The organism is Paenibacillus sp. MABNR03 (assembly GCF_050455445.1).
GTDB lineage: Bacteria > Bacillota > Bacilli > Paenibacillales > Paenibacillaceae > Paenibacillus > Paenibacillus xylanilyticus.
Genome location: NZ_JBCIYR010000001.1, coordinates 84,057 through 106,859 on the forward strand (window position 1 = coordinate 84,057; position 22,803 = coordinate 106,859).

The 22,803-nt window shown below is 47.7% G+C and carries 15 protein-coding genes; 14 read left to right on the forward strand and 1 reads right to left on the reverse strand.

Features of this window, described 5'->3' with window-relative positions:
- Positions 1 to 49 precede the first annotated feature (49 nt).
- From AAIH57_RS00310 to AAIH57_RS00370, 13 genes are all read left to right on the forward strand, one after another.
- The gene (locus AAIH57_RS00310; protein WP_175399820.1) at positions 50 to 1,672 is read left to right on the forward strand and encodes a response regulator; all 1,623 of its coding nucleotides are present in this window, start codon (positions 50 to 52) and stop codon (positions 1,670 to 1,672) included.
- Positions 1,673 to 1,801: 129 nt separating this feature from the next.
- Complete coding sequence (locus AAIH57_RS00315) at positions 1,802 to 3,484, forward strand: extracellular solute-binding protein (RefSeq protein ID WP_175399821.1); 1,683 nt, start codon at positions 1,802 to 1,804, stop codon at positions 3,482 to 3,484.
- A gap of 247 nt (positions 3,485 to 3,731) precedes the next feature.
- Complete coding sequence (locus AAIH57_RS00320; RefSeq protein WP_175399822.1) at positions 3,732 to 4,622, forward strand: ABC transporter permease; 891 nt, start codon at positions 3,732 to 3,734, stop codon at positions 4,620 to 4,622.
- Between the two features lie 30 nt (positions 4,623 to 4,652).
- A complete protein-coding gene (locus tag AAIH57_RS00325) occupies positions 4,653 to 5,531 on the forward strand; it encodes a carbohydrate ABC transporter permease (RefSeq protein ID WP_095287918.1) in 879 nt (292 codons plus the stop codon).
- A 38-nt stretch (positions 5,532 to 5,569) separates the two neighbouring features.
- Entirely contained in the window at positions 5,570 to 6,679 is a 1,110-nt protein-coding gene (locus AAIH57_RS00330) for a glycoside hydrolase family 53 protein (RefSeq protein WP_312884393.1), read from the forward strand.
- A 37-nt stretch (positions 6,680 to 6,716) separates the two neighbouring features.
- The gene (locus tag AAIH57_RS00335; RefSeq protein ID WP_430020218.1) at positions 6,717 to 8,789 is read left to right on the forward strand and encodes a beta-galactosidase; all 2,073 of its coding nucleotides are present in this window, start codon (positions 6,717 to 6,719) and stop codon (positions 8,787 to 8,789) included.
- Positions 8,790 to 8,966: 177 nt separating this feature from the next.
- On the forward strand, positions 8,967 to 10,406 hold the full coding sequence (locus AAIH57_RS00340) for an NAD-dependent malic enzyme (RefSeq protein ID WP_175399824.1): 1,440 nt from the start codon (positions 8,967 to 8,969) through the stop codon (positions 10,404 to 10,406).
- Between the two features lie 53 nt (positions 10,407 to 10,459).
- Positions 10,460 to 11,122, forward strand: coding sequence for an HD domain-containing protein (locus AAIH57_RS00345; RefSeq protein WP_376769009.1), 663 nt, complete (start codon positions 10,460 to 10,462; stop codon positions 11,120 to 11,122).
- A 358-nt stretch (positions 11,123 to 11,480) separates the two neighbouring features.
- Positions 11,481 to 12,545: an FUSC family protein gene (locus AAIH57_RS00350; RefSeq protein ID WP_175399825.1), complete on the forward strand. Its 1,065-nt coding sequence runs from the start codon at positions 11,481 to 11,483 to the stop codon at positions 12,543 to 12,545.
- 128 nt (positions 12,546 to 12,673) lie between these two features.
- Complete coding sequence (locus AAIH57_RS00355; RefSeq protein ID WP_430020219.1) at positions 12,674 to 13,135, forward strand: pyridoxamine 5'-phosphate oxidase family protein; 462 nt, start codon at positions 12,674 to 12,676, stop codon at positions 13,133 to 13,135.
- 277 nt (positions 13,136 to 13,412) lie between these two features.
- Positions 13,413 to 15,788 (forward strand): RNA polymerase recycling motor HelD, encoded by a 2,376-nt coding sequence (helD, locus tag AAIH57_RS00360; protein WP_430020220.1) that lies wholly within the window; start codon positions 13,413 to 13,415, stop codon positions 15,786 to 15,788.
- Between the two features lie 273 nt (positions 15,789 to 16,061).
- Positions 16,062 to 17,903: an adenine deaminase gene (gene ade / locus AAIH57_RS00365; protein WP_430020221.1), complete on the forward strand. Its 1,842-nt coding sequence runs from the start codon at positions 16,062 to 16,064 to the stop codon at positions 17,901 to 17,903.
- Positions 17,904 to 18,349: 446 nt separating this feature from the next.
- Positions 18,350 to 19,267, forward strand: coding sequence for a hypothetical protein (locus AAIH57_RS00370; protein ID WP_430020222.1), 918 nt, complete (start codon positions 18,350 to 18,352; stop codon positions 19,265 to 19,267).
- An 80-nt stretch (positions 19,268 to 19,347) separates the two neighbouring features.
- Here the strand turns inward: AAIH57_RS00370 and AAIH57_RS00375 are convergent, their stop codons facing one another.
- Positions 19,348 to 20,262, reverse strand: coding sequence for an AraC family transcriptional regulator (locus AAIH57_RS00375; protein WP_430020223.1), 915 nt, complete (start codon positions 20,260 to 20,262; stop codon positions 19,348 to 19,350).
- Positions 20,263 to 20,434: 172 nt separating this feature from the next.
- Here AAIH57_RS00375 and yicI point away from each other — a divergent pair, with 172 nt between their 5' ends.
- The gene (yicI, locus tag AAIH57_RS00380; RefSeq protein WP_430020224.1) at positions 20,435 to 22,753 is read left to right on the forward strand and encodes an alpha-xylosidase; all 2,319 of its coding nucleotides are present in this window, start codon (positions 20,435 to 20,437) and stop codon (positions 22,751 to 22,753) included.
- The last annotated feature ends 50 nt before the right edge of the window (positions 22,754 to 22,803 follow it).

Here is a 22,803-nt window from a genome sequence, read left to right on the forward strand (position 1 = left end):
CGAGAGTGAAAAATATATTGCGAATGTAACAGACAGGGAGTGACGCGCTTTGATCGATATACTGCTGGTTGATGATGAAACATATGTAACGGAAAGTCTGGAGATGACCATTCCCTGGGGCGAGCTTGGGGTAACGACGGTGCTGCGTGCAGCGTCCGGCAAGGAAGCGTTGGAGATCATGGAGGAAAATGCAGTTGATATTGTGGTTACCGATATTCGCATGCCTGGGATGACGGGACTGGACCTGATCGCAGAGGTAAGCAGCAGATGGTCTCATATTCGCTGCATTTTGCTGACCGGGCACAGTGATTTTGATTATGCCAAGAAGGCGATCCAGCTGCAGGCATCCGATTATATCCTTAAACCCGTGAATGATGAGGAGTTTATGGCATCCGTATCGGCAGCCATCACCTCTCTCCGAGGGGAGTGGGATGAGTTTGATAAATATCACCGGCTCCTGTACAGCCGGAAGTCGGATTATAAAATTTTGCGTGAAAATCTGATGCATGACCTGCTTCTTGGCCGGGAAATCACGACACGTGCACTTCGTGAACAGTTACAGCAATATGAGATCGGACTTGAACCGGAACAACCGATCGTCATGATACTCATCCGTCTTACTGGCCGATTCTCCTCCATGGATCAGCAGTCACTGGATTTGATGGACTTTGCGGTAGGCAATATTGCAGAGGAAGTTCTCGGGGAACGATTTAAAGTTTGGTTTGCACATGGGCCGCATGAGTGTCTGGTTATGTTCCTACAAAATCAGGGGCCTTTGGATGGAGTGCCCTTCAATCAGGAAACATTGAGAGGACCGATGGATACCTTCCGGGAGCATGTCATTCGCTATCTGCAGGGAGATCTGTCGATGGTGGTTACACCTCCATTTCCTTTTAATGAAATGACAGCAGCCTATCGCAGAAGCCTGGGATCGCTTGTCCTTTCCGGTCCGGAAGAAAACAAGATTATATTCATGGACAAGGATATGACGCAGCGGATGGAGAACGATGCAGCGCAAGCCCTGGAAGAGCTCTATAAGCCTCCCGTTCTGCCCCAGTTACTCGAAACGAAGCAGTGGGAAGCTGCAGCGAGCAAGCTTAATGCTGTTTTTGACGCAGCAGATCGCGTATGCCTATCCAGGGAGCATGTGTATGAGATGTATTTGTCTGTAACCAATGCGTTTATGTATATCGCACACAAGCAGGGCCATCTGGTGCACGAGATCGATCATGCAGGCTTCGACCTGCTGCTTGCGCATCAGTTGATCCAATCGCCTGAACGGTTGCGGCGCTGGGCAACGGAGATGCTTGCGAAGCTTCAGGAAGAATTGTCCGATCAGGCGGGAACACAAAGCCGCAGGCATGTCATCAAACAGGTTCAGGAAATGGTCACCCGAGACACCGGGCAGGATCTGTCCGTAAAAATGATTGCCGACAAGGTCTACCTGCACCCCGTGTATTTGTCGAAGATTTACAAAGCCGAAACCGGCGAAGGACTTGGAGACTACATGATTCGCATGCGAATGGAGCGTGCGTTATATCTACTCAAGAACAGCAATAAAAAGATCTACGAGATAACGAGTGAACTGGGGTATCAGAATCCGCAATATTTCAGCAAAATGTTCAAAAAACATTACGGCATGACCCCGAATGAATTCCGTGACCAGGCATAAATTTAACCTTCATTCCGATATATAGGTTGCCAAAGGTGCAGAAATCTTGTTTTCGTGACATAGGCTGAAAGGCCCGGCAGGCCTATAATGAAAGGGTAACCAAAACGATTGATTGAAGGGGGAACAACAATGAGAGCGAAATCTACAAAAAAGAGATGGCTGCCGCTCCTGGCTACGACAACGTGTTTGGCTGTCATTCTTGCTGCATGTGGAGGAGGCAGTGGCGGTGAGAGTGCGGGCTCGAGCCCGTCTGCCATTGAAAACGAATACAAAGAGAAATATGATCCGGAAGTCACTATTACGACAGCGTGGGGAATCGATCCTGAGCTGAAATTCAAAAATGGCGAATCGATGGAAAATAACGTGGCAACCAAGTGGGCCAAAGAGAAGTTTGGTATTAACATCAAGTCCCTGTGGTCCGTTACGGATACGAATGGAGCATTTGCAACCAAGCTTCGTCTGGCCATGTCTTCTGGTCAAGAGATGCCTGATGTGGTAACGGTGGGAGACAACCTGCTTGCTCAGGATCTGATCGATTCCGGCATGTACCAGGAAGTTGGTCCACTCTTTGATAAATACGCATCGGATACATGGAAAAAAGCCATGGAGCAGGATCCGAACGTATGGAACCAATACAGCCGTGATGGCAAAAGAATGGGTATTCCGGTATTGGATTATGCATACAACAATGATTATCTGCTCTGGATTCGTCAGGACTGGCTGGACAAGCTGAACTTGAAAGCACCGAAAACGATCGACGAGCTCGAAACAGTCATGGAGGCATTCAAAAATCAGAATCCGGACGGCTTGGCTCCAGACAAGGTCATTCCACTGAGCATTGGTTTCAAAACGTCCATGAATACATGGATGGGGGATCCATCCTGGATCTTCGGAGCTTACGGAACGCTGCCGTTCCAATGGAATCTAGGTGCAGATGGCAAGCTGGAATATGGCTCCATCAATCCTGGCATGAAACAGGGTTTGACGAAATTGAGCGAATGGCTCAAAAAGGGATATATTCCGCAGGAAGCAGCTTTGTGGGATGAAAACAAAACAGCCGAGCCCGCAGTGGCCGGTACAGCCGGTATTATTCCAGGCCCTTACTGGATGAGCGGATGGCCGCTGCTGGATACGGTGAAAAACGTGCCAAGTGCCGTTTGGAAACCGATTGAAATTCCAGTTGGACCCGAAGGAAAAGCGATGCGTCACGGTACACAGTTTGTTAATGGTGTAATCCTGATCAAGAAAGATATGGAGCATCCTGAAGCATTCTTTACTTATGAGAATTACCTGTTTGACAACTATGCAGATCCTGCACCAGGAAGCCCGTATGATAACGGTCTGTTTGAAAAATATGACTATCAATTGGATGCAAACGGCAAGCAAATGCCGATTGATCAAATTGAAGGCGGATATGTCAACGTTGTCCGTTACCTGCTCGTTCGTGATGGTGCCCGTATTCCGGATGCACAGATGAAAGCTCTGCTGAACCTGGCAGACGGCAAAGAGCCTGAAACGAAGTTGGAGAAAGACGTTGCCGTTAACTATGGTAAGGAAACGCCTGCTGCCGCGAAAGTGCTTTTGGCTCAGGAAGATATTTCATTCAAGAACATGTTCACAGGCCCAACAACAGCAACGATGAAATCCAAGCTGGACTACCTGAACAAAATCGAGAATCAGGCATTTAATGAAATCATTTATGGCAAAAATCCTGTAGATGCGTTTGATACCTTTGTTCAAACGTGGAAATCAGGCGGTGGTGATCAGATCACGCAAGAAGTCAACGATTGGTATGACAGCGTGAAAAAATAATCTATTGTTGGCGCACAGACGGTATAAGTCTGTGCGCCTTTTTTGCCGGTTTGGCTGAGGTTTTGCTTGATATAAATGTTAGTTCATAGGGGATGAGGGTCAGGAAATACAGCAAGTCCAAAGTGGTTGCTTTTGTGCCATTTATATTGCTTTTATGTGCTGTTTGACCTATGCAAACGGTTGATATAATCGCAGTATAAGCCACTCAGGGAGTACTTGAGTAGGAAGAATTACAGGGGGAGCAATCATGAGAACTTTGAAACGAACTTGGCCATTCCACGTAATGCTGCTGCCAGCCATCATCTTTCTGATCATATTCAGTTATATTCCCATGGGCGGTATTGTCATGGCTTTTCAAAACTATAAGCCTTGGCTTGGCATAAGCGGCTCGGAATGGGTCGGGCTGGATAATTTCCGATTCTTGTTTGAACGTCAGGACAGCCTGCAGGTCATTTGGAATACATTGATCATTGCTGTACTCAAACTCATATTTAATCTATTTGTACCTTTCGTTTTTGCCATTTTGTTGAATGAGATTCGCAAGATGGCTATACAACGGACCATCCAGACCCTGGTATACCTGCCTCACTTCTTGTCCTGGGTTATCCTGGGCGGGATTTTGATCGATCTGCTGTCAACAGGTGGTTTGGTTAACCGGGTGCTGGGAAGCTTCGGACTCGGGCCATACTTTTTCCTTGGTGATAACAGCTGGTTCCGTACGACGGTCATTGTGACGGATGTGTGGAAGGAATTTGGCTATAACATGATTGTGTTTCTGGCTGCCCTTGCCGGGATTAATCCCGCGCTTTACGAAGCAGCGGAGATTGACGGAGCTGGAAGATGGAAACAAACGCTGCACATCACAGTTCCTTCACTTGTGCCGATGCTAATGGTGGTCGGAACACTGGCTCTCGGAAATGTACTCAATGCCGGATTTGACCAGATTTTCAACTTGTACAATCCACTTGTTTATCAAACGGGTGACATCATTGATACATTCGTATATCGTTCAGCCATGCAAAATGGCGAGATGGGCTTCGCCACTGCGATCGGATTGTTCAAGTCGGTGATCAGCATGATTTTGATTCTTGTATCCTACAGCTTGGCCAAAAAATACGCCGGATACCGCATATTCTAATCGAATGAACAAAAGAAAGAAGGGACCACGATGTATCACAAATCAATGCCTTATCGCGTGTTTAACATAATCAACACCTGCTTTCTAATTCTGGTTGCCATCATGTGTATCGTACCCATGATTCATGTTCTGGCGGTGTCCTTCAGCTCGAAGGCAGCCGCCGATGCCAATCTGGTTAATCTCTGGCCTGTCGGCTTCTCGCTTGAGGCCTACAAAAAAACGATGAATAATCCAATCTTTCTGAACTCGCTTTGGATTTCCCTGCTTCGTACCGTAATTGGTACGGCGATTACCCTGCTGATTACCTTTTTGGCGGCGTACCCATTGTCCAAGGAAAATAGTGAATTTAAAGGAAGAACGATATATTCATGGATATTCGTTTTTAGTATGATCTTTAATGGAGGACTGGTTCCATTCTATATGGTTATTCAGAAGATCGGCCTGATGGATTCCTTCTGGGTGCTGGTACTCCCGGGTGCAGTCAACACCTTCCTGGTCATTCTGATGCTGAACTTCTTCCGTGGTATTCCAAAAGAGCTGGAAGAAGCGGCATTGATGGATGGAGCCAACCATTTCAGAACACTGTTCACGATCTTCCTGCCCATTTCCATGCCGTCTATTGCAACAATTGCCTTGTTCAGCATGGTGTTCCACTGGAACTCTTGGTTTGACGGGTTGTTATATATGAATAACGCCAAGGATTATCCACTGGCTACATTTATGCAAACGGTCATTATCGGACGGGATATGAGCAGTATGAGCATGAATCCCAAAGAAATGGAGGCTCTCTCGCAAACCACGGTAAGAGCAGCTCAAATTTTCATTGGAAGTGCACCGATTCTGATTGTCTATCCATTCCTGCAGCGTTTCTTTGTTAAAGGCATGACACTGGGTTCAGTTAAAGGCTGAGCCCGGCTACCAAATCTAATCCAATGGAGGTTGAACAAGTGAACAACTTGGAGAATAAGCCATTCATTCTTGGGATGGATGTGTCTTTTATGGATGAAATTGAACAGCATGGAGGGAGCTACAGCGACGTAGACGGCAAGCAGCAGGACCTTCTGTCCATCCTGAAGCTGAACGGAACGAACGCCATTCGGCTGCGGATCTGGAACGATCCAGCAGGAGGGTTCTGCAACCTGGAGCGCACCGTGGCTGTCGCCAAACGGATCAAAGAACAGGGAATGCAGTTTCTGCTAGACTTCCACTACTCCGATCGCTGGGCTGATCCGGCCAACCAGTGGAAGCCCAAAGCATGGGAGAATCTGTCCTATGAAGAGCTCCAGCGGGCCGTTTGTACATACACGGCAGATGTGCTCAGCACTTTGAAAGAGAATAACGCTCTGCCTGATATGGTACAGGTGGGCAACGAAATTACACCCGGCATGTTGTGGGATGAAGGGCGAGTAAGTGGTGAGGAGCACGACACCGACGAGCAGTGGGAACGTTTTGCAGGACTGGTGAAGTACGGCATTGCCGCAGTTAAATCCGTTGACTCGAATATCAACATCATGATCCATATTGATCGTGGCGGCGATAACGTGGAGAGCAGAAAGTTTTATGACCGGTTTGAAGCACTGGGCGTGGAGTTTGATACCATTGGGCTCTCGTATTACCCTTGGTGGCATGGAACATTGGACGCGCTGCGTGACAATCTGCACGACCTGGCAGCCAGATACGGCAAGCCCATCAATGTGGTTGAAACCGCTTATCCATGGACGCTGGAGCAACCTGAAGAACATGAGTGGATTCTGAATCAGGAAGATCTGCTGCTGCCCGGTTATCCGGCAAGTGTGGAGGGCCAGAAGCGTTATCTCCAGGATTTGCTGCAGATTATTCGCGAAGTTCCGGGTGGACTGGGCCAAGGCTTTTATTATTGGGAACCTGCCTGGATACCAAGCAAACCGGAATGGTCTGTTGGACACCCGAACAACTGGGGCAATCTGACGATGTTTGATTTTAAAGGTCGTAAATTGGAATCGTTTACAGCGTTGACTGCCAGTAAACATTCGGAAACCGAAACGGGTACGCTGAAGGGTTCAGCATTGATCAAATAGAGTGCTACAAAATGCAATAGGCAGAGGAGATGCAAACATGACATATAAATATCCACCCGTAAGTACGAAGGTGCCACGCATGCTGCATGGTGCAGATTATAACCCGGAGCAATGGCTCAAATATCCTGAAGTGCTGGAAGAAGATATCCGCTTGATGAAACTTGCCAAGTGTAATGTGATGTCCATCGGTATCTTTTCTTGGGTATCCCTTGAACCGGAGGAAGGTGTATACACCTTTGAATGGCTGGATCGTGTCTTGGATAGGTTTGCTGCCAATGGAATATACGCATTTCTCGCTACGCCAAGCGGTGCAAGACCTGCGTGGATGTCGGCCAAGTATCCGGAAGTACTGCGTGTAGGGGCCAATCGGGTGCGCAACCTGCATGGGTTCCGTCATAACCATTGTTATACTTCTCCTGTGTATCGGGAAAAGGTTACAGCCATCAATACGAAACTTGCAGAACGTTATTCGCAGCATCCTGCGGTGATTGGCTGGCATATTTCCAACGAATTTGGCGGAGATTGCCACTGTGACTATTGTCAGGACGCTTTTCTCGGCTGGGTGAAAAATAAATATGGCACACTCGATGAGTTGAATCATGCATGGTGGACCACGTTCTGGAGCCATACGGTAACAGACTGGAGTCAGGTAGAGTCTCCTGCACCGCACGGAGAAACACAAGTGCATGCAATGAATCTGGACTGGCGCCGGTTTGTTACCGATCAGACCGCTGATTTTATCGTGCATGAAACCAAGCCGCTCAAGGCCAAAAATCCTGATCTGCCGGTGACAACAAACCTGATGGAATTTTATGAAGGGTTGAACTATTGGAAGTTTGCCGATATTCTGGATTTCCTGTCCTGGGATAGTTACCCGACTTGGCATGATGCAGATGAAGAAGACAGACTGGCTTCCAGAATAGCGATGATGCATGATATTGTCCGTTCGATCAAAGGCGGGCAGCCGTTCCTGTTGATGGAGAGCACGCCAAGCTCCACGAACTGGCAGGAGACCAGCAAACTGAAACGTCCAGGCATGCATCTGTTATCTTCGCTTCAAGCGGTAGCGCATGGTTCGGACAGTGTGCAGTACTTCCAATGGAGAAAGAGCAGGGGCTCCAGTGAGAAGCTGCACGGCGCTGTAGTGGATCATGTTGGACATGAACACACCCGTGTGTTCAAGGATGTGACGGACGTGGGTACAGCTCTCGAAGGAATGGAAGCTGTGGTTGGCACATCTGTTCCGGCAGAAGTGGCTATCATCTTCGATTGGGAGAACCGCTGGGCGGTGAAGGATTCTCAGGGTCCACGCAACATCGGTGTGAAATATGAGCAAACCGTGGAATGGCATTATGATGCGTTTTGGAAAAAAGGAGTACCTGTGGACGTCATCGACATGGATGCCGATCTCTCCAAATATAAATTGCTGATCGCACCGATGCTCTATCTTGTGCGGGAGGGTGTAGGCGAACGGATTGAACGATTTGTCGAGAACGGCGGTACATTTGTAGCTACCTATTGGTCAGGCATTGTCAATGAGAATGATCTATGCTTCCTTGGAGGCTTCCCTGGTCCACTGCGCAAAACGCTTGGGATCTGGTCTGAAGAAATCGACGGGTTGCACGATCGGGACCAAAACGGGGCAATCCCTGTAAGTGGGAATGAGCTGAAACTTCAAGCTGAGTACGATGCCATCGAATTATGTGACCTGATTCATCTGGAAGGTGCGAAAGCCCTGGCAACCTATCGTTCCGACTTCTATGCCGGACGACCTGCGTTAACCGTTAACCGATTGGGAGCGGGCAAAGCGTATTATATCGCAACACGTTTTACAGCACCGTTTTATGACGATTTCTACGGCCAGCTCATTGCGGACCTTGGGATTGAACGTGCGCTGGAAACCAAACTGCCTGCAGGAGTTACTGCGCATCTGCGTACAGATGGTACATCGGATTATGTGTTTGTTCAGAACTACACGCCGGAAACCAAGCAAGTGGAGCTGGACAACCAGTCTTACACGGATTTGCTTCATGGCGATGAAGTAAATGCCCATTTGGATTTGCAGCCTTATGACATCCGTGTCTTGAGAAGAACCGCTGATCGAAAATAACAGAGCTGAAAAAGGCTATCCTAAACGTCATGATCTGACGTGCGGGGTGGCCTTTTTTGTGCAGAGTATCGTAACGATTGTCACTTTTTCTGGACAAGATAAAGGAAAAGAGTGCATGTGCAGCGAAGAGAAACAGGTAACGTGCAACTCAAGACTTTCAGTCTGGGAGGAATTGGAATGAATCAGAGAAATCTGGACGGCAACAGCATTATTATTCGGCTGGAAATGACAACGAAAGATATCAAGTTCGGCGAAGTGGCTTCGGCCATCTCGGAAGCTGGGGGAGACATCATTGCCATCGACGTGATTTCGACCAATCAGGATGTGAGTGTGCGCGACTTGACGGTTGCGGTAACGGATGCACAGGATAACAGCAAAATTGTAGAAGCGGTACGCCAGCTTAGAGGGGTATCCATTGTTAACGTATCTGACCGTACGTTCCTGCTGCACCTTGGCGGCAAAATCGAAGTCACTCCCAAAACGCCGATTCATAACCGGGAAGATCTGTCACGTGTGTATACACCAGATGTGGCTCGGGTATGTTCAGCGATTGCGGATGAGCCCGGAAAGGCATTTTCGCTAACCATCAAGCGGAACACAGTAGCCGTCGTATCCGATGGCAGTGCAGTGCTTGGACTGGGGAACATTGGGCCTCGAGCAGCCATGCCAGTGATGGAAGGAAAAGCGATGCTGTTTAAACAGTTTGCAGGTGTGGATGCGTTCCCCATCTGTCTGGATACACAGGATACCGAAGAGATCATTCGTACGGTGAAAGCGATATCACCAGCCTTTGGCGGCATCAACCTGGAGGATATTTCATCTCCGCGCTGCTTTGAAATCGAACGCCGCCTGAATGAGGAGCTGGATATTCCGGTGTTCCATGATGACCAGCATGGTACGGCCGTTGTTTTATATGCGGGTCTGATCAATGCACTTAAACTTGTTGGCAAATCCATTACGGATGTGAAAATAGTCGTCTGCGGTATTGGCGCAGCCGGGGTGGCTTGCAGCAACATTCTCCTCTCGGCCGGAGCCAGTCGGTTGATTGGTGTTGACCGCGAGGGAGCGCTTGTACGGACACAGACCTATGAAAATGAGGTATGGAGCGACTATGCCGCTCGTACCAATCCGGAACTGGAGTCAGGTTCACTGCGGGATGTCATTCGCGGAGCGGATGTATTTATCGGTTTATCGCGTGGTAATCTGTTAACCCGGGAAGATGTACAGTCCATGGCCGCCGATCCAATTGTCTTCGCCATGGCTAATCCGGTACCCGAAATTATGCCTGCCGTGGTAGAGGACATCGTGGCTGTCATGGCTACCGGCCGTTCGGATTATCCGAATCAGATCAATAACGTGCTCTGTTTCCCAGGGATCTTCAGAGCTGTTCTGGATTGCCGTGCGACTGAAATTAATGAAGAGATGAAACTGGCTGCGGCCAAGGCGATTGCTTCTGCCGTCTCGGATGAGGAACGCACGCGCTATTATATTATTCCGAGTGTATTCAATGATAAAGTGGTCAAATCGATCCGTAAGCGTGTGGTTGAAGCAGCGGTGAGAACAGGTGTAGCTCGGCGTGTCCCGCGTGAACAGGCCAGGGAAAGCGGGGAAGTGTAATCGTGGACGACAACTCCAATCGAGCAACGAAAGCATCTGGAACTCTTGAACAAATAGATGGTACATCTGTTGGAGAGGCTGTCCTTCGTGCCGCCCGAGCCTTTGTACAGGGAGATGTATCAAAGCATACAGACGGACACGACTGGCCGCATATCGAACGGGTGACTGCACTTGCTGTTGAGCTTGCCCATCGAATGGGAGCAGATCCTTTTGTCTGTGAGCTCGCTGCACTGCTTCATGATGTGCCGGATGAGAAGCTGAACGAAAGTCTGGAAGCCGGGATGGAGAAGCTGAACGGGTGGCTGGATCAGCAGCAGCTTGAGCCAGGCACCCGTGAAGCTGTCGTCAACATCATCAGCACGATCTCCTATGCAGGAGGACAGCGTCCGGCCGTATCTTCGCTGGAAGCGCAAGTCGTCCAGGATGCAGACAGACTGGATGCGCTTGGTGCCATAGGTATCGCACGCACGTTTGCTTTTGCGGGGGCGCGAGGACGTGAAATGTATGACCCGGCTCTTCCGCCACGGGAGCAGATGACCCGGGAGGAATATCGGAATGGACGGAGCACCACAATTAATCATTTTTATGAGAAGCTGTTTAAGCTCAAGGATCTCATGAACACTTCCTATGGCAGAGAACTGGCAGAGCAGCGCCATGCGTTTATGGTGGAATTCGTGGAACAGTTCAAACGGGAGTGGGAAGGAACAGATCGTTAGGCTGGATTATTTTGAAACATGACCAACATAAATGAGCAAACTTTTGGCGTGGTGAATACCACATTCCAATGGTTTGCTTTTTTTCTTTTGCGAGAAAACAGGTGATGTACTCGTGTGAACCGGACATTATGAGGAATCACATGGAAACCACTGAGCGTCCGTGGTAAAATAAGTCGTTCTGATAAAATTTATGATGAAGTTACATGGCTGTGGAACATACAAAGGGGCTGCTGTTATCGTTAATGGATGAAAAAGTGGAATATTGGTTCAAAATAATTTAACAAAAAAAGAAATACGGGGTAATAATGATTATTAATAAGTTATACCGAATTGAAAGTACAGGTAAGGAGGGGTTACCGTGTCGTTTGGAGCACGCGTGCTTAAGACAGGGATTGCGGTAACGCTTGCTCTGTACCTGAGCATGTTTTTGAATCCGCAGTCACCGGTACCGGCTGCCATTGCTGCCATCTTTGCGATGCAGCCATCTATTTATCGCTCATGGAAATACTTCCTGGATCAGCTGCAAACGACTACCCTTGGAGCTATTGTCGCCCTGTTGGGCGGGATGGTACTGTCCAATGAGCCGATCGCTGTTGGATTGATTATCGTACTTGTTATCATGATTTGTCTTAAATTGAACATGGGTGAGACGGTTGGGCTGACCCTGGTCACGGTTGTTTCCATTATGGAAGCTTCAGGTGACTGGCACTTTGCATTAAATCGGTTTCTGCTGACACTTGTCGGTATTGTATCTGCGTTTCTCATCAATATCACGGTGTTTCCGCCCAAGCCCAAGGTACAGTTCGTGAAGCAGATCCAGAATGTGTTCAACAGCATGTCGCTGCTGTTACGCACGTCCATCTCGGATGAAATCAAGGAAGTTGTTTTCAGGGATGAGAAGGGCAATCTGGGGGGTTCCATTAAATCGCTGTCGGATAAATACAATCTGTTCGAAGAAGAACAGAAGAAGATGAAACGTTCCAAATTCAGCGAGACCCGGCAGATGGTCGTATATAAACAAATGCTGCTGAGTCTGCAAAAAGGGTATGATGTGCTTGATTCCGTGGAACGACATTATTTCCAGGCACAGCGGACACCGGAAATGGACCAATTTTTCGATACGCATCTGGAACTGGTCATTAAATTCCATGAGCATGCACTGCTCAAGTTTGAAGACAAATTGAAGCCGAACGGTGAAGAAGCGGCGCAGTTTATATTGGATAATGATCGATTCATGGAACAGGCCATATCCCAGTTTGATGTCGATCAGGAAGGTATGCTGAGACTGTCGATTGTTGCTGCAGCGATTTATGATTACGGCTATCAATTGGAACGACTCAACAGGCTTGCCGAACATGTGCATAGTTCAAGTGAAGACCATGAGTCACAGGATAAAATTCTGAATTGGCTCAAATGGCCGTAACGCCAATTGCATGCAGGCTTCTCCATCATATACAATAGAATAACAACGTGCAGCCCGGACAACTGTGTCCGGGTTGTTTTGTATACATAACGAATAATGACCATTTTAATGAACCGAGGTAGAATGATATGAATGTAAAGCAGCTTGATCCAGAACTTGTTGAATGGCTGAGTGGTAATCAATTGGAGGGGAAACAGCATGATGCAATGCAGCTATTGACCGTGTCAGAAGATGGATGGCCGCATCAGGCCATGATTAGCATGGGTGAGATCATTGCCATCAGTCCGGATAAGCTCAGACTCGCTCTTTGGCCAGGGACGCAGACTAGTATGAATATGAACAGAACAGGCAAGGCTACCTTGATTGCCGTACATGAGCATAGGTTGTTGTATGTACGCTTGGAGATTGGTGCACTTCCCCAGTTAAAGGAATCCGTTCATCCAAGAGATCGGTATGAGGCACGCGTGGTAAGCATGCGTGTGGATCGCGCTCCGTATGCAGATATTACGACAGGAATCACATTTCAATTAAAAGACGAGAAGGCATCCATAACCCGGTGGAAAGAGACGATTGCAGAATTGCGTCAGTAGAAAAACCAACTATACCTATATTCATCCAGTTGGAGGGTAATAATAAAGAGGTCTGTTTGGTGGATTACAGCAATATTTAAATTAGAAACAACAAAAAACGCCTCCGCTTGCATCGGGACGCTGTCACTGGTACAATAAAAAATGGTTTTCAGAAAATTAGAACTAATTAACATAAAATTAAAATGTTTACTTTCTAATTAATTATACCATAGCCTTTTCGGGCTTGTCAAATGGGCTTTTGAGGACACAATCCGGGGAAAGAGGGGCGTATTAACATATGAGTTCAGACCAGCAATGGAGTGAGGAGCAGCAGCGGGTCAATGCAGTAACCGATCAGATCGAGCGGAAAATAACCGAGTTGGAAGAAGAGGTGGGTTCCTTCCGGGATGAAGTTGTGGAGATGAGAAAAGACTTCTGGGATGAGGTCACCATGAACTTCAGTGAAGCGGATGACGTGGGGGAAACATCCACCAGCATGCGGCAGCAATCGCAGGTCCTGTCCGATCGTGAACGCAGTCATTTAAATACAGCAGCGGCTCTCGACAAAATGAAACGATTGCATCACTCGCCCTACTTTGGACGCATTGATTTTAAGGAAGACGGTTATCCGCAAGCGGAGCGCATTTATCTGGGAATTGCCTCCCTGCTGGATGAGAAGGAAGAATCCTTTCTTGTCTACGACTGGCGGGCACCGATATCCAATTTGTATTACGATGGTGCACCAGGTCCGATAACTTATCATACACCGAGCGGTGAAATCAGCGGCGATATCGAAATGAAACGGCAGTTTGTCATTCGGGACGGACGCATCCGATTTATGTTTGATACCGGGGTTACAATTGGGGATGAGCTGCTACAGGCGGTGCTGAGCCGGACATCGGATGCCCAGATGAAAAGCATCGTGGCGACGATTCAGAAAGAGCAGAACCGAATCATTCGCAATGATCGTACCCGTATGCTGATTGTGCAGGGCGCGGCCGGCAGTGGCAAAACATCAGCTGCACTTCAACGGGTAGCCTATCTTTTATACAAGTACCGCGAGCATTTGCAGGCGGATCAGATGGTGCTCTTTTCACCAAACCCGATGTTTAACAGTTACGTATCCACTGTTCTGCCTGAGCTTGGGGAGGAAAACATGCTGCAAACGACGTTCCAGGAATACCTGGAACGTCGTCTTGGCCGCGAATACCAGTTGGAAGATCCATTCATTCAGCTTGAATATGTTCTTTCCAATACGGAAGATCCCGGATACACCGCACGCATGTCAGGCATTCGCTTCAAATCATCCGAGTCGTTCCTCAAAGTGATTACGCGATTCAAGGATAGCTTGATGTCGGAAGGCATGAAGTTCAAACCGGTACGCTTTCAGGGGCAAGCGGTTGTAACAGCAGAGGCCATGGCTGAGAAATTCTACAGTTTCGGGTCGTCTGTCAAGCTGGTGAATCGACTGGAGATGCTGCGGGACTGGATGCTGAAAGAATTGTCCGCCTTTGGCAAAAGTGAATTGGAGGCCCCTTGGGTAGATCAGCAGTTGGATCTGATGGAACCGGAAGACCTGCAGCGAGCCTACCAGCGCCTGAAGCGCAAACAAAAAGGGAAGTCGGATACGTTTGATGATTTTCAGCAGGAAAGGGAGATCCTGGCCCGGATGGTGGTCAGTGATCGGCTGAAGCCTTTGCGCAAATGGATCAAGTCCCTGCGATTCGTCGATATTCGTCAGTTATACGCGCATTTGTTCCAAGACCAGGCACAGGTGATTCGTCTTTTGGAAGATGAGGCACTGCCTGCCCACTGGGAAGAAATCTGCCGCATGACCCTTCGCCGAATGAAAGTGCAGGAACTCGCTTATGAGGATATTACACCTTATCTGTATTTGCGGGAGCTGCTGCTTGGATTCCATATCAACTCGAATATTCGTCATGTGATCATTGATGAGGCGCAGGATTATTCCGCATTTCAACTGGCCTTCATGAAGAGACTGTTTCCACGGGCAAAAATAACCGCTTTGGGTGATTTTAATCAGGCGATCTATGCCCATTCTTCGGTGCTCAGTGGTACTGGACCGCTGACGAATCTGTATGGACCGGAAAATACCGAAGTGATTGAACTCACGCGGAGCTATCGTTCGACGCAGGAAATTGTGGAATTCACGCGGGGAATGGTCCCTGGTGGGGAAGAAATCATTCCATTCAACCGCAGCGGCGAAAAGCCAAGTGTTATTGTGACATCTGATGTTCAGGAGCATATGAATAGGATTACAGCGGATCTGAGTCACCTGATTAAGGAAGGGTATGAATCGGTTGCAGTCATCTGTAAAACAGCAGAAGAGAGCAAGGAAGTGCATGAAGCGCTCAGTCAGGTTCTGCCTGCAGCACCAAAGCTGATCAAAAAAACAACGCTTGCCTTCGAGCGGGGTGTGCACGTCATACCGGCCTATCTTGCAAAAGGCGTAGAGTTTGATGCGGTACTGATCTATGATGGTTCTGCCGGACAATATGCGCAGGAGCACGAACGCAAGCTGTTCTATACGGCGTGTACGCGAGCGATGCATTTACTGCACGTGTACAGCCTCGGAGAACCAAGTCCGTTTATTACAACACAGCCACAAGAACTATATGCCATGGGCAATGTCTCTGCGGCTCAAGCGGATTAACAGGGTGATACTTGTATAGGAGAAGACCTCCGTTCCCTTGGACGGGGGTCTTTCTATATGTGAATAGTTTGGACTTGAATGAACCGTATGAGAGCACTGGATAACCATTCCTGACACCTGTTTGGTTGGGTTAGGTTCAATGGATAAATTTTGAGCATCAATTTGTGTGTAGATACAATTGGTGTAAATTTTCTTTACACAAGCAGTGTGTACTCATATAATCGTAACAATATATTTTTTTGGGATCGTTTATTGAATGAAGGAGGCAGCGGCATGAACAAACCATCTTTTGAACGGCCATTAATGGCAGATTGCGTACCAGATCTGGTGGCAACAGCACGTGGGGATTTGAAGGCGACGTTGGTCATTCGGGGCGGGACGCTGGTTAACGTCATCTCGGGAGAAATTTTGCCTGATATGTCTGTTGCAGTACAGGGTGCACGGATTGCCTATGTTGGCAAGGATGTAAGCCACACGATTGGAGAACATACACGGATCATCGAAGCGGAAGGCAAGTACATTGCTCCGGGACTGCTGGATGGACACTGTCATATCGAAAGCACCCAGATGAAGGTGACAGAGTTTGCGAGAGCAGTACTGCCTTCGGGTACAACAGGTGGTTTTTTTGACCCACATGAGATTTCCAACGTACTCGGACTTAAAGGTCTGCGACTGATGCTGGACGAAGCGCGGACCACACCGATGGCTGCCTATATGCAGGTGGCTTCCTGCGTTCCTTCCACACATCCTGGACTGGAAACGACAGGGGCTTACATAGGACCAGAGGAAGTGGCTGAAGCCCTCTCCTGGGGGCCGGACATGATTGGACTTGGAGAAGTTATGAACTTCCCGGGTGTCGTATACGGCGATGAAACGATGATCGGAGAAATCCAGGCCACACTGCGAGCCGGCAAGGTGGCAGACGGCCACTTTACCTGGGCTGCAGACGACTGGCGTTTACCTGCTTATGCGGCAAGTGGTGTCACCGGAGATCATGAATGTGTAACCAAGGAAGATGTAGTGGAGCGTCTGCGGCTCGGCATGTATGCCAAAATGCGTCAGGGCTCGGCTTGGCATGACGTTGCGGAAACCATTAAAGCCTGTACAGAGCTGGGGCTGGATACCCGCCGGATGATGCTGGTGACCGATGATCGAAGCTCCGAATCGCTACTCAAAGAAGGACATATGGACTTTGTTGTCCGTCTGGCCATTTCACAGGGCGTCAAACCGGTGACAGCTTTCCAAATGGCAACGATTAACACAGCTGAACGTTTCGGTGTGGCACGTGATATTGGTGCGGTCATTCCGGGAAATATAGCCGACATTATTTTGCTCGATGGCCGACTTGCAGATGTGCGTGTAGGCATGACCATTGCTGCAGGGCATGTCGTTGCGGAGAAGGGGAAGATGACTGCCGTCTGGGACAGCTTCACCTATCCGGAAGAGGCGCTGAATACGGTGAAACTGGAAGCCAACATTCAGCCCAAGGATATGGAACTAGCTGCGCCAATTATGGAGGGGTCCATTGGGGCCAAAATCATTCATGTGACGGAGAACCATGTAGATACGAAGGAGAAGCATGTTCCTGTTGCGGTACAGAATGGTAAAGTCGTTGTCTCCACGACAGGAGATATCTGCAAAATCGCTGTGCTGGAACGTCACAAACAAACCGGGAACAAGGCGGTTGCCCTTGTGGGCGGTATTGGCTTTACGCGTCCGGCAGCGATAGCGATGACCGTTGCGCATGATAGTCACAACCTTCTGATTATCGGTAATGATGATGCACTAATGGCTGAGGCCGGTAACCGGGTGATTCGCATGCAAGGTGGAGTCGCTGTGATTACAGGTGATAAAGCAACCGAGTTTCCGCTTCGGATCGCGGGCTTGATGTCCACAGAATCATTTGAAGAGGTCGCCGTGCAATCTGCTGCCATCAGCGATGCGCTGCAATCGGCAGGCTGTACGCTGAATAATGCATTTATGACTCTTTCCCTGCTTGCTCTGGTTGTCATTCCTGAACTTCGTTTGTCCGACAAGGGACTGGTACGTATCTCGGCAGACGGTATTGAACTGGTATCTTTGTTTGATCAAAAGGTTGAGCATACCTCCAATTGACCTGCCGGGACATGAATGGATTGTTCTGATCTCTCATGAGGGCTCTAAACAGAACATCAACAAATATCCCAAGAGAATAAATAGAACCAGTTTAAAAAAAAGAAAGTCGCCCTTCGAGGCGGCTTTTTTGCTTTTCCTTGAGAAAACGCTTCCTAGGCCTTCTGTTGTCTATTTCCATATGGCAATAACGACAGAAGTCGTGGGGAAAGATCGGAATGATTAAAAACATTTTAATAATTAAGACTTTAGAACTATGAATACAGAAGTGTGAATACCCGAAATAATCTTATATGATCCTTTCGTCGTGAGTCCAGAAGATGATGTTGCATATGAAAGCAATATGCATAAACGAATTGTTCATCTGATTCATAAAATGAATAGAAAACTGTAGATTTTCTTCCAGAATTCGACGAGGGAACGGTAAAACACAAGGGGAGTGTACAAATATGCAAAGCAAGCGGGGATTGCACTTTATTAAAATCATCAGTTGTTTGGTCCTGATCGCAGGTGTTACGTTCTCATCAAAAACCATTGCACAGGGTTCTGTAGAAAGTTATGAATCCATTCATGGGAACGTGGAAGGACCAATTAGAGCCACTTGGGTATGGGATACCACTCAGATTGAGAGCAATCCGCAGGAGGTTCTGAAATTTGCCGTGGAACACAACATCAACACGATCTATTTGCAGATCAATCGGGATGTAAAGATTCCATACTATACGGACTTCATTCGCAAGGCCAGAGCTTATAATATCGCTGTCGATGTAATGGATGGAAGGGCGTCTTGGGGACTAACCGAAAGCAGAGAGCAAATTGCAAGTTTCCTCGACTGGATTGAAGCTTATCAGAATCAGGTAGAACCTAACGAGAAATTTGCAGGGATTCACCTCGATATTGAACCACATGTTCATCCGGAGTGGAAAACCAATCAGGCAAGTGTAATAACACAGTGGCAGGGGAATGTTCAATATATCGTTGACCGTGCAGCACTGATGAATATGCCCGTAGCTGCAGATCTGCCGTTCTGGCTGGATAACTACAAAATCCCGGGTTCAACGATGGCTGTGAGCAGCTGGATGATCCGCAAGTTTGATTCCATTACGATTATGGCTTACCGGGATACAGCCGCTGCGATCTATAATGTGGCGAAAGACGAGCTTGCTGAAGCATCCCTGCTGGGCAAATCGATATCCATTGCCGTGGAGACAAAACAGAGTAAGGAAGGGAACTTCATTACGTTTTATGAAGAAGGGTCGGCATATATGGAGTCTCAGCTTAAGCTGGTGGAGAAATTGGCCGGAGAGCACTCTGCATTCAACGGCTTCTCTATACATGAATACTCTTCATGGAAAACGTTGAGATAATCTAAACTGAATCAAGGGCTGCATGCCGTAAAATTTAAGAAGGTGCTGTACAGTTATCCGCTGTCAGCACCTTCTTTCCTTTATATAAGGGCCGGCTCCATCGCCACTTTTTCATAAAACATTTTCCGATATTGTGAAGGAGTAGTGTTTTTGTGTTTTTTGAACGTTGTGATGAAATAGCTTAGGTGTTCGAACCCGACATCCATGGCGATATCCACAATTTTATGATCGGTGTTCTCAAGCTGGTAACAGGCCTGCTGCACACGGTAGTAGTTAATATAGTCGACAGGACTTTTTTGCACCATTTGCTTGAAAAACCGGCAGAAGTGCCCTTCACTCATATTGGCCTCATCCGCAAGCTCCTTCAGCTTCAGGGGCTCGGGGTAGCGTTTATGGATGTAACCAAGCACGGATTTGAGACGCTCCACCTTGTCATGGCTGCCAGTCGGGACGGTTCCTTTGAGCCGGGCAGGGCGCATATGATCAAACATTCGGGCAAAGATGAGGTACAGGCAGGCTTTTGTTGTCATTTCACAGGTCTCTGAACCAGCGGCGTGATTCGCAAAAATCCGTTTAAGGTGCAATAGGATTTCCTGCCCCCAGTCATCCTCGGGCTTCATATGAAAAGGAGGAATGAGTTTCTTGTGAACGAGCGGACCTATAAATTTCTCCTGCACGGCATCAAAGGTCCGGCTGCCCAGCAGTTCCGGGCTGAACACAATGGACGAAAAAACGCAGGGAACATCACCTTTTAAATAGCCTGCATGTATTTCGCCGCGGTTAATAAATATCGCTTCCCCGGCTTTAACCTCAACCGTATTCATGTCAATCTGGAACACTGCGCTTCCCTGGGTCACCATGGTGAATTCCATCTCATCATGCCAGTGGCAATCCAGAATGCTGTCTCCATTTAGCTGTTCGATATCCGGGTAAACGCTGACAGGATACATCGCATTGCCGTGAATTCGGTCTTCGCGTAATCGTTCACGTTCCATAGAAGTGTCTCCTTTGGTATCATTATTAATGTAATCGTTTCCATAGAATGGTGATCTTATTTAAGAATCGGAGAGAAAATATCAAAATCGTGATATATTTGGTCAAAATATCAGAAGAAAACCATGATTAATATCAATATTATTATAGTATAACCGAAGGGGGAAAGAAAACATGAAATTTACTGATGGATTCTGGATGACTCGTGAAGGATACCAAATTCAAAACCCGACTGACATTCGTGATATTGTGCAAAAAGGCGATTCTTTGACCGTATATGCGGCAACTAAATATATTCGCACCAAGGGCGACACTTTGAACGGTACATTGCTTAAAGCAACGTACAGCTCACCTATGCCTAACGTTATTCGTGTAACCTTGAACCACCATAAAGGAAGAGTGAAAAAAGGACCTGAATTTGAACTCAACCACCAAGATGTGAATGTTGACATCTCGCAAGATGAACAAGGTGCTGTTTTGAAAAGCGGCAATCTGGAAGTTCAAATCGACAAAACAAAGGGCTGGGACGTCAACTTCCTGTATGGAGGAAAACGGATTACAGGCAGCGGCCAAAGAGCGGCTGGATATATTACAGGCCCGAGTAAAGAAGCGTACTTCCGCGAGCAGCTTGACCTGGGCGTTGGTGAATACGTTTACGGTCTCGGCGAGCGCTTCACGCCGTTTGTTAAGAATGGCCAAGTGGTTGACACTTGGAATGAAGACGGCGGTACAAGCAGCGAACAATCATATAAGAATATTCCTTTCTATTTGTCCAGCAAAGGATATGGCGTATTTGTAAACCATCCTGAACGCGTATCGTATGAAATTGCATCTGAGAATGTTTCCAAAGTGCAGTTCAGCGTAGAAGGAGAGACTTTGGAATACTTCATTATCGGCGGTGACAATCCAAAGGATGTACTTGATAATTATACGAAATTAACAGGTAAACCAGCACTTCCACCGGCATGGACGTTTGGTCTGTGGCTGACAACATCATTCACAACAGATTATGATGAAGCAACAGTTAACCATTTCGTAGATGGCATGGCTGAACGTGATCTTCCGCTTTCCGTATTCCATTTCGACTGCTTCTGGATGAAGGAATACCAATGGTCTGATTTCGTATGGGATGAAGCGATGTTCCCGGATCCGGAAGGCATGATTCGCCGTTTGAAAGACAAAGGCCTTAAAATCTGTGCTTGGATCAATCCTTATATTGCAGAAAAATCCTACTTGTTTGATGAAGGTATGGAGAACGGTTATCTGGTGAAAACAGCTGATGGCAGCGTATGGCAATGGGATATGTGGCAAGCAGGTATGGCTCTGGTTGATTTCACAAATCCGGACGCCGTGAAATGGTATAAGAGCAAGCTGGAAGTCCTTCTTGATCAAGGCGTTGATTCATTCAAAACGGACTTCGGCGAAAGAATTCCAACAGATGTCGTATACTTCGACGGCTCTGATCCGGTTAAAATGCACAACTACTATACACATCTTTATAACAAAGCTGTATTTGAATTGCTTGAAGAGAAGATTGGCAAGAACGAAGCTGCCCTGTTTGCACGCTCGGCAACAGCAGGTGGTCAACAGTTCCCGGTTCACTGGGGCGGAGACTGCTCTTCTACTTATGAATCCATGGCTGAATCGCTTCGTGGCGGTCTGTCACTTGGACTTTCGGGCTTCGGCTTCTGGAGCCATGATATCAGCGGATTTGAAAATACAGCAACCCCTGACGTTTACAAACGCTGGGTACAATTCGGTCTGTTGTCTTCTCACAGCCGTCTACACGGAAGTACTTCGTATCGTGTGCCTTGGCTCTTCGACGAGGAATCCGTGGACGTTGTTCGTGACTTCACCAAACTTAAAAACAGCCTGATGCCATACCTTTACAATTCTGCTCAGGAATCGACTGTGAAAGGCATTCCGATGATGCGTGCCATGGTGCTGGACTTCCCAGAAGATCCTGCAACATACAGCCTGGATACTCAATACATGTTTGGTGATTCGATTCTTGTTGCACCGATCTTCAATAAGGAAGGCGATGTAACTTACTACTTGCCTGAAGGAACGTGGACTAACTTCCTGACAGGTGATAAAGTACAAGGCGGTCGTTTTGTACGTGAGAATCACAACTTCCGCACATTGCCAATGATGATCAAACCAAACAGTTTGATTGCAGTGGGTGCGACCAACAGCAAACCGGATTATGATTTTGCAAATGAGGTTTCCCTGCACTTGTTCGAGCTCGCTGATGGCAACACTGCGCAAGCGGTTGTAGTAAACCAACAGGCAGAGCAGGAACTGGTTGTTAACGTAACCCGTAATGGATCTGTTCTGGAGGTACGTGCAGAGGGTGCAGGCAAGCCATGGAACGTGGTACTTCGCGGTGTAGAAAGTGTATCCAGTGTCGAGGGTGGATCCCAGGCGACTGGTGAACAGGGCATCGTTGTAACTGCAGCTGCAGGCACAAGCTCGCTTACAATTCAACTTTAATTTGATTGGATGACTCAAAGGACGGTACCGCAAGGTGCCGTCTGTTTGTC

Bases quoted from the DNA above. Each gene is read 5' to 3' on its own strand.
- AAIH57_RS00315 (WP_175399821.1), top strand. From the start codon at position 1,802: ATGAGAGCGAAATCTACAAAAAAGAGATGGCTGCCGCTCCTGGCTACG.
- AAIH57_RS00320 (WP_175399822.1), top strand. From the start codon at position 3,732: ATGAGAACTTTGAAACGAACTTGGCCATTCCACGTAATGCTGCTGCCA.
- AAIH57_RS00325 (WP_095287918.1), top strand. From the start codon at position 4,653: ATGTATCACAAATCAATGCCTTATCGCGTGTTTAACATAATCAACACC.
- AAIH57_RS00335 (WP_430020218.1), top strand. From the start codon at position 6,717: ATGACATATAAATATCCACCCGTAAGTACGAAGGTGCCACGCATGCTG.
- AAIH57_RS00340 (WP_175399824.1), top strand. From the start codon at position 8,967: ATGAATCAGAGAAATCTGGACGGCAACAGCATTATTATTCGGCTGGAA.
- AAIH57_RS00355 (WP_430020219.1), top strand. From the start codon at position 12,674: ATGAATGTAAAGCAGCTTGATCCAGAACTTGTTGAATGGCTGAGTGGT.
- helD (WP_430020220.1), top strand. From the start codon at position 13,413: ATGAGTTCAGACCAGCAATGGAGTGAGGAGCAGCAGCGGGTCAATGCA.
- ade (WP_430020221.1), top strand. From the start codon at position 16,062: ATGAACAAACCATCTTTTGAACGGCCATTAATGGCAGATTGCGTACCA.
- AAIH57_RS00370 (WP_430020222.1), top strand. From the start codon at position 18,350: ATGCAAAGCAAGCGGGGATTGCACTTTATTAAAATCATCAGTTGTTTG.
- AAIH57_RS00375 (WP_430020223.1), bottom strand. From the start codon at position 20,262: ATGGAACGTGAACGATTACGCGAAGACCGAATTCACGGCAATGCGATG.
- yicI (WP_430020224.1), top strand. From the start codon at position 20,435: ATGAAATTTACTGATGGATTCTGGATGACTCGTGAAGGATACCAAATT.